The sequence below is a fragment of the Burkholderia sp. PU8-34 genome, from assembly GCF_053427725.1.
The window spans coordinates 473,703-486,476 of sequence record NZ_JBSAXC010000003.1; the positions used below are offsets into that span (position 1 = coordinate 473,703).

Genomic DNA, 12,774 nt, shown 5'->3' on the forward strand with positions numbered 1-12,774 from the left:
CGGATCGGCGGATCGGCGGATCGGCGGATCGGCGGATCGCGCGAACCGCATCCGCGCGCATAAAAAAGCAGGCCATCGGCCTGCTTTGTCGTTTTTGATCCTGCGCGGTGCTGCGCGAATGCTCAGGACTGCGGCGGAATCACGAGCTTCTGGCCCGGGTAGATGCGGTCCGGGCTCGACAGCATCGGCTTGTTCGCTTCGAAGATCACCGTGTTCTTCGTGCCGTCGCCGTAATACTTCTCGGCGATCTTCCACAGGTTGTCGCCGGACTCGACGTCGTGGTACTGGACTTCCGGATCGTCCGGCTGCAGGTCGTCGTCGTTGACGCCCGCGACGCCCTGGACGTTGCCGGCCGCGACCTTGACCTTCGCCTTCGTGTCGAGGTCGGCGACGCTGCCCGACAGCGTGACGGTGCGCGACGCGCCGTCGAACGCGACCGTCAGGTTCGACGTGTCGAGACCCTGCGTGTCGATGTAGTGCTTGATCGCATCGGCCGCGGTCTGGTTCGCGGCATTCGGATCGGTTGCTGCCTGTTCGTCGCTCTTGCCGAGCAGTTTTTCACCCGCCTCTTTAATAAACGAAAGAAGACCCATCGTTGCACTCCTTAGGTGGTTGAAAAGAAAACGCGCCGTGAAGTGGCGAAAAAAACACCGCGCTGGGCGTGATCGTCAGAGGCGAACGCAAGCGCGGTGGTTTTCTCGAAAGGCGTGGCGAAAGTGTAGGCGTTCGCCGCGTCAAATGCATGAACAATTGCGCGCGTGAACGTAAAGAAATGTAAGACGTGAAATCCGACAGACGGACACCCGACGACGACGTCTGACCGACCAAGGCTTCCCCGGCGTCGCCGGGTGCCGCTGCGGACCCCACCACGCCGCTCTCAGCCCAGAGCGGCGCTTTTCGTCCCGCCGCGCTCGGTTGAGTTGCGCAGCGGGACGCCCCACCGTGATGCGCGAGACTGTCGCGCATCGATGCGTTTCCGGCGTGGCGGAACGCATCGTCGATATTCGTGCCGCCCGCGGGCGCGGGCGGCGATTGGCGCGCTTACGCGGCCTTCGTGTCGGCTTGCGGTTGCGCGATCTCGAAGTTCGACATGATCTCGAGCGCGCGCACGAGGCCCGAGTGATCCCATGCCTTGCCGCCGTGCGCCGCGCAGACGCTGAACAGCTGCTGCGCGCTCGCCGTGTGCGGCAGCGCGAGGCCGAGCTTGCGTGCGCCGTCGAGCGCGAGGTTCAGGTCCTTCTGGTGCAGCTCGATGCGGAAGCCCGGATCGAACGTGCGCTTCGTCATGCGAGCGCCATGCACCTCGAGGATGCGCGACGCGGCGAAGCCGCCCATCAGCGCCTGGCGAACGCGTTCCGGATCGGCACCCGAGCGTGCGGCGAACAGCAGCGCTTCGCCGACGGCCTCGATGTTCAGCGCGACGATGATCTGGTTCGCAACCTTGCAGGTCTGGCCCGCGCCGTTGTCGCCGACCAGCGTGATGTTCTTGCCCATCTTCTCGAACAGCGGCTTCGCGCGCTCGAACGCCTGTTCCGGGCCGCCGACCATGATCGTCAGCGTTGCTTCGCGTGCGCCGACTTCGCCGCCGGACACCGGCGCGTCGAGGTAGTCGCAGCCGAGTGCGTTGATGTCCTTCGCGAATGCCTGCGTGTCGAGCGGCGAGATCGAGCTCATGTCGATCACGAGCTTGCCGGCCGTCAGGCCCTTCGCGACGCCGTCGTCGGCGAACAGCACGTTACGCACGTCGGGCGTGTCCGGCACCATCGAGATGATGACGTCCGCGTTCTGCGCGACTTCGGTCGAGTTCGCGACCACCTTCGCGCTCGCGCGCAGGTCGTCCGGGATCGGGAACGCACCGTTCACGACGAGCTGGTGGTCGCCCTTGAGCAGGTTGCGCGCCATGTGCGCGCCCATGATGCCGAGGCCGATGAAACCAATGGTTGCCATGTGAAAGTCTCCTATAGGGGCGAAAGCGGGAAGGGCGGATCTCAGGCGGCGCGGCGCGCCGAGCCCGGTGCGCAGCCGGCGACGCTTTGCAGCCAGCCGAGCCCTTCCGTCGTGGTAGTGCGGGGCTTGTATTCGCAGCCGACATGGCCGGCATAGCCGAGCCGGTCGAGCAGCGCGAACAGGAACGCGTAGTTGATCTCGCCCGTACCCGGCTCGTTGCGGCCCGGGTTGTCCGCGAGCTGAACGTGGCCGATCGATGCGAGGTTGCGTTCGATCGTCGCGGCCAGTTCGCCTTCCATGCGTTGCATGTGATAGATGTCGTACTGCAGGAACAGGTTGTCCGAGCCGACCGCGCGGATCACGTCGAGCCCTTCGGCCGAGCGGTTCAGCGCGAAGCCCGGGATGTCGAAGCTGTTGCACGGCTCGACGAGCAGGCGGATGCCTTCGCGCTTCAGCGCATCGGCGGCGAAGCGCAGGTTGTCGACGATTGTGACGAAGGTCTTGTCGCGCGGCGTGCTCGCCGACGGGATCCCGACCAGGCAGTTCAGCTGCGGCACCTTCAGCGCCTTCGCATACTCGATCGCACGGCCGACGCCTTCCTGGAATTCGCCGACGCGATCGGGCAGGCACGCGATGCCGCGCTCGCCCTGATCCCAGTTGCCGGCGGGCAGGTTGTGCAGCACGAGGCGCAGACGGTGCGTCTCGAGCTGCTCGGCGAGTTCCTCTTTCGCGTACGGATACGGGAACAGGAACTCGACGGCGTCGAAGCCCGCGTCGGCGGCCGCCTTGAAGCGGTCGAGGAACGGCACTTCGTTGAACAGCATGGTCAGGTTTGCAGCAAACTTCGGCATGAGCTAAGCCTCTTCGGTCGGTCAGTCAAAAGAAGGGTGGGTCAGTCGAGCAGCGAGATCGCGGTCGGCGCGTGTTCGGCCTTTTCGGCGAGATCCTCGAACTCGTTGATCGCGTCGATCTCGGTGCCCATCGAAATGTTCGTTACGCGCTCGAGGATCACCTCGACGACCACCGGCACGCTGAACTCCTCCGCGAGTGCCTGCGCCTGCTTCAGCGCCGGCTCGATCTCTTCCGGCTTGAACACGCGCAACGCCTTGCAGCCGAGGCCTTCGGCCACCGCGACGTGATCGACGCCATAGCCGTTCAGTTCCGGTGCGTTCACGTTGTCGAACGCGAGCTGCACGCAGTAGTCCATGTCGAACGCGCGCTGCGCCTGGCGGATCAGCCCGAGGTACGAGTTGTTCACGACGACGTGCACGTACGGCAGCTTGAACTGCGCGCCGGCCGCCAGTTCCTCGATCATGAACTGGAAGTCGTAGTCGCCCGACAGCGCGACGATCGGACGGCTCGGATCGGCCGCACGCACGCCGAGCGCGGCGGGGATCGTCCAGCCGAGCGGGCCGGCCTGGCCGCAGTTGATCCAGTTGCGCGCCTTGAACACGTGCAGGAACTGCGCGGCGGCGATCTGCGACAGGCCGATCGTGCTGACGTAGCACGTGTCGCGGCCGAACACCTTGTTCATTTCTTCGTACACGCGCTGCGGCTTGACCGGCACGTTGTCGAAGTGGGTCTTGCGCTGCAGCGTGCGCTTGCGTTCCTGGCATTCGGCGACCCACGCGCTGCGATCCTTCAGCTTGCCGGCGGCCTTCCATTCCTGCGCGACCGCGACGAACAGCTCCAGCGCAGCCTTCGCGTCCGACACGATGCCGAGATCCGGGCCGAACACGCGGCCGATCTGCGTCGGCTCGATGTCGACGTGCACGAACTTGCGGCCCTTCGTATAGACGTCGACGCTGCCGGTGTGGCGGTTCGCCCAGCGGTTGCCGATGCCGAGCACGAAGTCGGAAGCGAGCATCGTCGCGTTGCCGTAGCGGTGCGACGTCTGCAGGCCGACCATGCCGGCCATCAGCGGGTGGTCGTCCGGAATCGCGCCCCACGACATCAGCGTCGGGATCACCGGCACGCCGATCGTTTCCGCGAACGTGACGAGCAGGTCCTCGGCCGCCGCGTTGAGCACGCCGCCGCCCGACACGATCAGCGGCTTGTCCGCGTCGTTGAGCATCGCGAGCGCCTTCTCGATCTGCGCGCGGGTGGCCGCGGGCTTGTAGACGGGCAGCGGCTCGTACGTGTCGATATCGAATTCGATTTCGGCGAGCTGTACGTCGATCGGCAGGTCGACGAGCACCGGGCCCGGGCGGCCCGAGCGCATCAGGTGGAACGCCTGCTGGAACACGCGCGGCACGAGCGCCGGCTCGCGCACGGTGACGGCCCACTTGGTGACGGGCTTCGCGATCGACTCGATGTCGACCGCCTGGAAATCTTCCTTGTACAGGCGGGCGCGCGGCGCCTGGCCCGTGATCGCGAGGATCGGGATCGAGTCGGCGGACGCCGAGTAGAGGCCCGTGACCATGTCGGTGCCGGCCGGGCCCGACGTGCCGATGCACACGCCGATGTTGCCCGGCGCGGCGCGCGTATAGCCTTCGGCCATGTGCGACGCGCCCTCGACGTGGCGGGCCAGCACGTGGCTGATGCCGCCCGATTTGCGCATCGCGGAGTAGAACGGGTTGATCGCGGCGCCCGGCACGCCGAACGCGGTCTGGATGCCTTCCTTCTCGAGCACGAGTACTGCGGCGTCGACGGCTCTCATCTTGGCCATGGATGTCTCCTTGAATGTTTGCGGATCTTGCGAATCGGTCTGTTGGACACACTTTAGGGATGCATCAAAGGTTTGATAAGATCAGCCGGAGTCGCTTTTTTCGAAACTAAAAGTATTGAATGACGGTGTTGCGGGCTTCGCCCGGCCGTCACGCAGGAGACGTGAGATGGACCGCTTCAAGCAGATCGAGACGTTCGTGCGGGTCGCGGACGCGGGCAGCCTCGCGGCGGCCGCGCTCGAGGAGGGCGTGTCGCCCGTCGTGCTCGGCCGGCGCATCGACGCGCTGGAGAAGCGCCTCGGCGTGAAGCTGATGTACCGCTCGACGCGGCGGCTCGTCGTCAGCGAGGAGGGCGCGGCGTTCCTCGAGCGGTGCCGCGGGCTGCTCGCCGAATGGGACCAGGCCGAGAACGAGCTGGCCGCCGGGCGGCGCTCGGTGAGCGGCCACCTGATCGTGTCGGCGCCGGCCGCGTTCGGGCGCAAGCATGTTGCGCCGCACGCGCCGGGCTTTCTCGCCGACAAGCCGGACATGCAGCTGTCGTTCAACCTGACCGACCGGGTCGTCGACCTCGTGCGCGAAGGCTACGACCTGTCGATCCGGATCGGCGGCGCGGTCGATCCGAATTTCGTCGCGGTGAAGCTCGCGTCGAACCGGCGCGTCGTGTGCGGCACACCGGATTACTTCCGCCGGCACGGCCGCCCGAAGACGCTCGACGACCTGCTCACGCACAACTGCCTCGCGTTCAACCTGCAGGGCGGCCAGAACCGCGGCTGGTATTTCCAGCGCAACGGCAAGATCGTCACGATGCGCGTGACGGGCAGCCTCGACTGCAACGACGGCGAACTGCTGCACCGCTGGGCGTCGGAAGGGCTCGGGCTCGGCTGGCGCTCGACCTGGGAGATCGCCGCGCAGCTCGAGACGGGCGAGCTCGAGACCGTGCTCGACGAATACGCGCTGCCCGACTACGACATCCTCGCCGTCTACCCGCAGCAGCGCTACGTGCCCGCGCGCGTGCGCTATTTCATCGACTACCTGCGCGACGCGTATGCGCGCCCCGGTTACTGGAGCGGCACGCCATAGCCGCGCGGAACGCGGCAGCGGCCGGGGCAGGACCGGGCGCGGCGGCGGGCGGCGCGGGCGCGGAGTTCGCCGCGGCGGGTGCGGCTGGCCGCGCGGGAATCGGGGTGCTTCGGGAACGGGAGAGCGTATGGCATGGCGGCACCTGTGCGGGTAATGACGTAGGCGTGTGCCTGTGATACCGGCCGAGCGCGGCCGCCATTCCCGGAATATTTTTCGTCTCCGCGCGTGTTCGGCGGGAATAAACTCGATCCACGGGCGGTAAATAGGTGTGACCGCGTGCGTATCGCCAGTCTGTCCGGGCACCGCACGCCGGACGGAGGCGGCCGCGGCCGCGCGGATCAACGAGGAGGCGACGTGGGGCAATCCGGCCGGGGGGTCGACGAACGGGCGATGGATGACGGCGGCGCCGCGGCGCGCGGCGAACGCTTTCGCGCGCTCGTGCTGCCGCATCTGGACGCCGCGTACAACCTCGCGCGCTGGCTGAGCGGCAATGCAAGCGACGCTGAGGACGTCGTCCAGGAGGCGTGCGTGCGCGCGCTGCGCTTCGTCGATGGCTGCCATGGCGACAACGCGCGGCCGTGGCTGCTGACGATCGTGCGCCACACCTGGTACACGGAATGGGGGCGGCGCACGCACGCGCACGAAGTGGCGATGCCCGACACGCTCGACGGCACGGAGTCGCCCGACGACTGGCATCCGGCCGCGGAAGACCCGCTCGCACAGTTGTTGCGCGGCGAGGACGCCCGCCTCGTGAATGCCGCGCTCGCGAAGCTGCCGACCGAATATCGGGAAGTGCTCGTGCTGCGTGAAATGGAAGACCTGAGCTACCGCGAGATCGCGGCGATCGCGGACGTGCCGGTAGGCACGGTGATGTCGCGGCTCGCGCGCGGCCGCCGCCGGCTCGCCGCGCTGCTCGAAGGCGTGTGCGGCGAGCCGGCGCGGGACGCGGCACATGCTGCGGCGGCGCCGCCGGGCGGAAGCGCGGCGGGCGGTGCGCCGGGAGCCGGAACGGCATCGGAGGCCATCGATGGACTGTAACGAAGCGCGCGAACTGCTCGGCGCGGATGTCGACCGCGAGTTGTCGGCGCCCGACGCGTTGCGGATCCAGCAGCACGTCGACGCGTGCGACGCGTGCCGCCGCGAGCGCGACCGGATCGTCGCGCTCAGCCAGGCGGTGCGCCGGGCCGAATACCACCGCGCGCCGGACGCGCTGCGCGCGCGCATCTTGGCGGGCTTGCCGCCTGCGGCCGACGCGCCGCGCCCGCCCGCGCGCGCAACGGGCTGGTTCGATTGGCTCGGGCGGCTCGGCCAGCGCGGCCAGTCGAGTGGCGAGCGCGGCCAGTCGGCCGGCCGGCCGTGGCCTGGCGCCATCGCGCTGCCCGGCGCCGGCTGGGGCGTCGCACTCGTGATCGCGCTCGCGGCGGCTGCGGGGATGACGCTGTCCGCGCATCGCGCGGCGACCGACCGCACCGTCGACGAACTCGTCGCGAGCCACGTGCGGGCAGGCCTGTCGGCGCGCGACATCGACGTGATCTCGACCGACCGGCATACGGTCAAGCCGTGGTTCAACGGACGCCTCGACTATGCGCCGCCCGTCGAGGATCTCGCCGCGAACGGCTTCGTGCTCGCGGGCGGCCGGCTCGACTACGTCGGGCAGCGTCGCGTCGCGGTGCTCGTGTACCGCTACCGGCAGCACGTGATCGACGTCTACGTGAGGCCGTCCGGGGAGGGCGGGGCGGCGGCACCGTTTGCGACCGTGTCGCAGGGTTACGCGCTCGACCGCTGGGACGCGGCCGGCATGACGTGGTGGGCCGTGACCGATGCCGAACCGTCCGCGCTCGCGGCGTTCAAGGTCGCGCTGAATGCGCGCCTCGGCGTGCCGGGCACTGAATGACGCCGCGATACGCGTTGTGTCCCCATCTCGCCCCTATCTCGCTCCCATAGCGACCCGCGTGGCCGACAGCGCCGCGCGGACGCCGCCGCCGGACGCCACGACCAATTGCCGGGTACCGCCCGTGCGGCACAAGTCGTTGAAAACACGGCCGAATCGCGCGGCAAGGCATCGATGAAGAAGCGTCGATGAACCTTGCACGCGACCCATATCCGGGTTAGAATCTTCGGCTTCTCACTTGCCACACCGGTTCAGACGCCCGGGTGGCTTCAATCCACAAGGAGTGTGCAATGCGTCATTACGAAATCGTCTTCATCGTGCACCCCGATCAGAGCGAGCAAGTGCCCGCGATGATCGAGCGTTACAAGACCACGATCACGTCGCACGGCGGCCAGATCCACCGTGTCGAAGACTGGGGCCGTCGCCAGCTGGCCTACATGATCGAGAAACTCGCGAAGGCTCACTACGTCTGCATGAACATCGAGTGCGACCAGACGACGCTCGACGAACTCGAACACGCGTTCAAGTTCAACGACGCCGTGCTGCGTCACCTCATCGTCAAGATGAAGAAGGCCGAGACCGGCCCGTCGCCGATGATGAAGGAAGTTCAGCGCGAAGAAGCCAAGAAGGCGGCTGCTGCTCAGCCGACCGAAGCGCAGGCTTAAGCTTTTAGTCATTTAAGCCACCAAGGAGCGCGCCACTCACGTGAACAGGCTGCAATTGATCGCTAGCGTCGTCGAGCGCGCACCGGTGCGGTACACCCCCGCCGGCGTTCCGATCGCAAGCGCTACATTGCATCACCGCACGGAAGTCGTCGAGGCAGGCATTCCCCGTCAGGTCGAAATGACGATCGAGGCGGTGGCGGCCGGTGAGGCGAGCGGCAGGCTGGAGAGCCGTGAAATGGGCGTCGAGACGCTGTTCACGGGCTTCCTGGCAAAGAAAGGCCGCAACGCGAGAACCTTGGTGTTTCACATCACAGCATTGCAGGACATTGGAAAGGACTGAACATGGCCCGCCCCACTGGTAAGAAATTCGACAAGCGTCGTCAGCAACAAAACCCGCTCTTCAAGCGCAAGAAGTTCTGCCGCTTCACGGCAGCCGGCGTCGAGCAGATCGACTACAAGGACACGGAAACGCTGAAGGACTTCATCGGCGAAAACGGCAAGATCACGCCGGCTCGCCTGACGGGTACGAAGGCGCACTATCAGCGTCAGCTGGATACGGCTATCAAGCGTGCGCGTTTCCTCGCGCTGCTGCCGTACACCGATCAGCACAAGGCGTAATCAGGCGACGCAATAAGGAGAATTCGAATGCAAATCATTCTGTTGGAAAAAGTCGCCAATCTGGGCAACCTGGGCGACATCGTCAAGGTCAAGGACGGTTACGCACGCAACTTCCTGATTCCGAACCGCAAGGCTCGCCGCGCAACGAAGGAAGCGATCGCCGAATTCGAAGTGCGCCGTGCAGAGCTCGAGAAGATCGCCGCTGAAAAGCTGGCGGCTTCGCAGGCAGTCGGCGAGAAGCTGGCAGGCCAGTCGTTCGAAATCACGCAGAAGTCGGGCGTTGACGGCCGTCTGTTCGGCTCGGTCACGAACGCGGACGTCGCTGAACTGCTGAAGAAGGCAGGCTACGACGTCGAGAAGGCACAGGTTCGCATGCCGGAAGGCCCGCTGAAGATGATCGGCGAGCACGCTGTCCAGGTCGCGCTGCACACGGACGTCGTCGTCGACGTCACGGTCAACGTGATCGGCGACCACGCTTAACGCGTACGCAGTCTTGCCGGGCGGCTCCCGCCGCCCGGATGAAGGGCAGGCGCCCGGGTAACCGGGGCCTGCCTTTTTTGTTGTCCGGCAGCCGGCGACCGGCTGGCGTCCCCGCGCTCAATTCGCGATAATCCCAACCCATGAACGCGCCGCAAGATCCTCAAATCGAATCGCTGAAAGTCCCGCCGCACTCGGTCGAAGCCGAACAGTCGGTGCTGGGCGGCCTGTTGCTCGACAACGCGGCGTGGGACCGGATTGCCGATTTCCTGTCGCAGGGCGATTTCTATCGCTACGACCACCGGATCATCTACGAGCACATCGGCCGCCTGATCGCGGCGACGCGCCCGGCCGACGTGGTGACGGTATATGAAGCGCTGACCACGTCGGGCAAGGCGGACGACGTCGGCGGGCTCGCCTACCTGAACGCGCTCGCGCAAAACACGCCGAGTGCGGCGAACATTCGCCGCTATGCGGAGATCGTGCGCGATCGCGCGGTGCTGCGCCGCCTCGTGTCCGTCGCGGACGAGATTTCCGCCGATGCGTTCAATCCGCAGGGCAAGGAAGTCCGTCAGCTGCTCGACGAAGCCGAAGCGAAGGTGTTCTCGATCGCTGAAGAGGGCGCGCGCGGCAACAACGGCTTCCTCGAGATCGGCCCGCTGCTCACGCAGGTCGTCGAGCGGATCGACACGCTGTATCACACCGCGAACCCGAGTGACGTCACCGGCACGCCGACGGGCTTCGTCGATCTCGACCGGATGACGTCGGGGATGCACGGCGGCGAGCTGATCATCGTGGCGGGGCGTCCGTCGATGGGTAAGACAGCCTTCTCGATGAACATCGGCGAATACGTCGCCGTGGAATACGGGCTGCCGGTCGCGGTGTTCTCGATGGAAATGCCGGGCACCCAGCTCGTGATGCGTATGCTCGGCTCGATAGGCCGACTCGACCAGCATCGGATGCGGACCGGGCGTCTCACCGACGAGGATTGGCCGAAGCTCACGCATGCGGTGCAGAAGATGAGCGAGGCGCAGCTCTTCATTGACGAGACGGGCGGCCTGAACCCGATGGAACTGCGCTCGCGCGCGCGGCGCCTTGCGCGCCAGTGCGGCAAGCTCGGGCTGATCATCGTCGACTACCTGCAGCTGATGTCGGGTTCGTCGTCGGGCGAGAACCGCGCGACCGAAATCTCGGAAATTTCCCGGTCGCTGAAGAGCCTCGCAAAGGAGCTCGACGTGCCGGTGATCGCGTTGTCGCAGTTGAACCGTGGTCTCGAACAACGGCCCAACAAGCGTCCGGTGATGTCGGACCTGCGGGAATCCGGCGCAATCGAACAGGATGCGGACGTGATCCTGTTCATCTACCGGGACGAAGTCTACAACCCGGACAGCCCGGACAAGGGCACTGCCGAAATCATCATCGGCAAGCAGCGTAACGGCCCGATCGGGCCCGTTCGGCTCACGTTCCTCGGCCAATACACGAAGTTCGACAATTTTGCCGGGGCGCAGACCTTCTACGGCGAGTGACGCCGGATGTAAACCCCTATTTCACGAAACGTTGTATCCCGTCGCGGTGCGCGCGCGTGTCCCGTGCGCGCGCCGGACGGGAAACGGTACAATGTCGCCGATTTTCGTGACAGCCGTTTGACAATCCTCCAGGAATCCCATGTTCGGTCGATTCATGCCCACCGAGGGCAAGTTCTTTGAATACTTCAATGCGCACGCGAAGCACATCGTTGCCGCGGGCCGCGAGCTCGAACTGCTGATCGACAATCTCGCCGATGCCGAGATTCACAAGCAAAACGTGCAGTTGGCCGAGAAGGCCGCCGACAAGCTGACGCACGAAGTGATCGATTTGCTCCACAAGACGTTCATCACGCCGCTCGATCGCGACGAGATCCACAAGCTGATCACGACGATGGACGACATCCTCGACCTGATGGAGGATGTCGCGACCGCCGTGTCGCTGTACGACGTGCGCTCGGTGACCTCCGAGGCGAGCCAGCTCGCGCACATCGTCACGCAGGCCGCGCAGCACGTGCAGCAGGCCGTCGCGCTGCTGTCGGACATGAAGCAGTCCGCGCAGATCCTGAAGGCGTGCGAGGAAATCGACCGCTGGGAATCGGAAGCCGACCGCGTGCTGCGTGCGGCGATGTCGAAGCTGTTCCGCGAAGAAGACGACGTGAAGACGCTGATCAAGCTGAAGGCGATCTACGAGCTGCTCGAAGAGATCACCGACAAATGCGAGGACGTCGCGAACATCATCGAAGGCATCGTGCTGGAAAACGCCTGAGCCGATTACGATGCATTCGATACAACTCGCACTATGGATGGTCGCGGCGCTGGTGCTCGTCGCGCTCGTATTCGACTTCATGAACGGCTTCCACGACGCGGCGAACTCGATCGCCACCGTCGTGTCCACCGGGGTGCTGAAGCCGCAGCAGGCGGTGGCGTTTGCCTCCGCGTTCAACGTCATCGCGTATTTCATCTTCCACCTGAAGGTCGCGCAGACCGTCGGCAAAGGCACGATCGACCCTGAGATCGTCGACCATTACGTCGTGTTCGGCGCGCTCATCGGTGCGATCGGCTGGAACGTCATCACCTGGTACTACGGGATTCCGTCGAGCTCGTCGCATGCGCTGATCGGCGGTCTCGTCGGCGCGGCGCTCGCAAAGTCGGGCTGGGGCTCGCTGAACATCGACGGCCTGATGAAGACGGTCGCGTTCATCTTCATCTCGCCGCTGCTCGGTTTCATCCTCGGTTCGCTGTTCATGCTTGGCGTGTCGTGGCTGTATTTCCGCACCGCGCCGAGCAAGGTCGATCGGCGGTTCCGCCGCCTGCAGCTGCTGTCGGCCGGGCTGTATAGCCTCGGTCACGGCGGCAACGATGCGCAGAAGACGATCGGCATCATCTGGATGCTGCTGATCGCGACCGGCTATGCGTCGGCCACCGCCGATGCGCCGCCCGCGTGGGTGATCGGCGCGTGCTATCTGTCGATGGGTCTCGGCACGCTGTTCGGCGGCTGGCGGATCGTGCGCACGATGGGCCAGAAGATCACGAAGCTGAAGCCGGTCGGCGGGTTCTGCGCGGAGACGGGCGGTGCGATGACGCTGTTCATCGCGTCGTTCCTCGGCATCCCGGTATCGACCACGCACACGATCACCGGCGCGATCGTCGGTGTCGGCGCGACGCAGAAGCTGTCGGCCGTGCGCTGGGGTGTGGCCGGCAACATCGTCTGGGCGTGGGTGCTGACGCTGCCGGCGTCCGCGCTGTTCGCGGCGGGCGGCTGGTGGCTCGGCCACCGGATCTTCTGATCGCGTCATATCGCATCACTTGCCGCTTCGATCCCAAAAGCGCCGCATGCCGACAGGCTGTGGCGCTTTTTTCATGCGCGCGTATCGGGCGAGGGCGGCGCACCTCGGTTGTGTGGA

At 65.8% G+C, this 12,774-nt stretch carries 14 protein-coding genes; 10 read left to right on the forward strand and 4 right to left on the reverse strand.

Annotation, left to right across the window (positions count from 1 at the left end; all coding sequences use genetic code 11):
• Window positions 1-122 precede the first annotated feature (122 nt).
• The 4 genes from lysM to gcl form a co-directional block, all read right to left on the reverse strand.
• Window positions 123-593: a peptidoglycan-binding protein LysM gene (gene lysM, locus ACV22Z_RS10625; protein ID WP_448076249.1), complete on the reverse strand. Its 471-nt coding sequence runs from the start codon at window positions 591-593 to the stop codon at window positions 123-125.
• Between the two features lie 448 nt (window positions 594-1,041).
• On the reverse strand, window positions 1,042-1,962 hold the full coding sequence (locus ACV22Z_RS10630; protein WP_448076392.1) for a 2-hydroxy-3-oxopropionate reductase: 921 nt from the start codon (window positions 1,960-1,962) through the stop codon (window positions 1,042-1,044).
• 26 nt (window positions 1,963-1,988) lie between these two features.
• Entirely contained in the window at window positions 1,989-2,798 is an 810-nt protein-coding gene (gene hyi / locus ACV22Z_RS10635) for a hydroxypyruvate isomerase (RefSeq protein ID WP_448076250.1), read from the reverse strand.
• A 41-nt stretch (window positions 2,799-2,839) separates the two neighbouring features.
• Complete coding sequence (gene gcl, locus ACV22Z_RS10640) at window positions 2,840-4,615, reverse strand: glyoxylate carboligase (protein ID WP_448076251.1); 1,776 nt, start codon at window positions 4,613-4,615, stop codon at window positions 2,840-2,842.
• A 166-nt stretch (window positions 4,616-4,781) separates the two neighbouring features.
• On the opposite strand from gcl, the gene ACV22Z_RS10645 reads away from it, so the two are divergent.
• The 10 genes from ACV22Z_RS10645 (at window position 4,782) to ACV22Z_RS10690 (ending at window position 12,657) form a co-directional block, all read left to right on the forward strand.
• Window positions 4,782-5,693, forward strand: coding sequence for a LysR family transcriptional regulator (locus ACV22Z_RS10645; protein ID WP_448076252.1), 912 nt, complete (start codon window positions 4,782-4,784; stop codon window positions 5,691-5,693).
• A 354-nt stretch (window positions 5,694-6,047) separates the two neighbouring features.
• Window positions 6,048-6,731, forward strand: a complete 684-nt coding sequence (locus ACV22Z_RS10650) for an RNA polymerase sigma factor (protein WP_448076253.1) — start codon at window positions 6,048-6,050, stop codon at window positions 6,729-6,731.
• Window positions 6,721-7,587, forward strand: coding sequence for an anti-sigma factor family protein (locus ACV22Z_RS10655; RefSeq protein ID WP_448076254.1), 867 nt, complete (start codon window positions 6,721-6,723; stop codon window positions 7,585-7,587). Before ACV22Z_RS10650 ends, ACV22Z_RS10655 begins: the two co-directional genes overlap by 11 nt.
• Window positions 7,588-7,874: 287 nt before the next feature.
• Entirely contained in the window at window positions 7,875-8,249 is a 375-nt protein-coding gene (gene rpsF / locus ACV22Z_RS10660) for a 30S ribosomal protein S6 (protein WP_006402295.1), read from the forward strand.
• Window positions 8,250-8,289: 40 nt separating this feature from the next.
• Entirely contained in the window at window positions 8,290-8,589 is a 300-nt protein-coding gene (gene priB, locus ACV22Z_RS10665; RefSeq protein WP_448076255.1) for a primosomal replication protein N, read from the forward strand.
• Between the two features lie 2 nt (window positions 8,590-8,591).
• A complete protein-coding gene (gene rpsR / locus ACV22Z_RS10670; RefSeq protein WP_004193360.1) occupies window positions 8,592-8,867 on the forward strand; it encodes a 30S ribosomal protein S18 in 276 nt (91 codons plus the stop codon).
• Window positions 8,868-8,894: 27 nt separating this feature from the next.
• The gene (gene rplI / locus ACV22Z_RS10675) at window positions 8,895-9,347 is read left to right on the forward strand and encodes a 50S ribosomal protein L9 (RefSeq protein WP_448076256.1); all 453 of its coding nucleotides are present in this window, start codon (window positions 8,895-8,897) and stop codon (window positions 9,345-9,347) included.
• Window positions 9,348-9,487: 140 nt separating this feature from the next.
• Window positions 9,488-10,870, forward strand: coding sequence for a replicative DNA helicase (locus ACV22Z_RS10680; RefSeq protein WP_448076257.1), 1,383 nt, complete (start codon window positions 9,488-9,490; stop codon window positions 10,868-10,870).
• 139 nt (window positions 10,871-11,009) lie between these two features.
• Entirely contained in the window at window positions 11,010-11,636 is a 627-nt protein-coding gene (locus tag ACV22Z_RS10685; protein WP_448076258.1) for a DUF47 domain-containing protein, read from the forward strand.
• 10 nt (window positions 11,637-11,646) lie between these two features.
• A complete protein-coding gene (locus tag ACV22Z_RS10690; protein ID WP_448076259.1) occupies window positions 11,647-12,657 on the forward strand; it encodes an anion permease in 1,011 nt (336 codons plus the stop codon).
• Window positions 12,658-12,774: the final 117 nt, after the last annotated feature.

Bases quoted from the DNA above. Each gene is read 5' to 3' on its own strand.
- lysM (WP_448076249.1), bottom strand. From the start codon at position 593: ATGGGTCTTCTTTCGTTTATTAAAGAGGCGGGTGAAAAACTGCTCGGC.
- hyi (WP_448076250.1), bottom strand. From the start codon at position 2,798: ATGCCGAAGTTTGCTGCAAACCTGACCATGCTGTTCAACGAAGTGCCG.
- gcl (WP_448076251.1), bottom strand. From the start codon at position 4,615: ATGGCCAAGATGAGAGCCGTCGACGCCGCAGTACTCGTGCTCGAGAAG.
- ACV22Z_RS10645 (WP_448076252.1), top strand. From the start codon at position 4,782: ATGGACCGCTTCAAGCAGATCGAGACGTTCGTGCGGGTCGCGGACGCG.
- ACV22Z_RS10655 (WP_448076254.1), top strand. From the start codon at position 6,721: ATGGACTGTAACGAAGCGCGCGAACTGCTCGGCGCGGATGTCGACCGC.
- rpsF (WP_006402295.1), top strand. From the start codon at position 7,875: ATGCGTCATTACGAAATCGTCTTCATCGTGCACCCCGATCAGAGCGAG.
- rpsR (WP_004193360.1), top strand. From the start codon at position 8,592: ATGGCCCGCCCCACTGGTAAGAAATTCGACAAGCGTCGTCAGCAACAA.
- rplI (WP_448076256.1), top strand. From the start codon at position 8,895: ATGCAAATCATTCTGTTGGAAAAAGTCGCCAATCTGGGCAACCTGGGC.
- ACV22Z_RS10680 (WP_448076257.1), top strand. From the start codon at position 9,488: ATGAACGCGCCGCAAGATCCTCAAATCGAATCGCTGAAAGTCCCGCCG.
- ACV22Z_RS10685 (WP_448076258.1), top strand. From the start codon at position 11,010: ATGTTCGGTCGATTCATGCCCACCGAGGGCAAGTTCTTTGAATACTTC.
- ACV22Z_RS10690 (WP_448076259.1), top strand. From the start codon at position 11,647: ATGCATTCGATACAACTCGCACTATGGATGGTCGCGGCGCTGGTGCTC.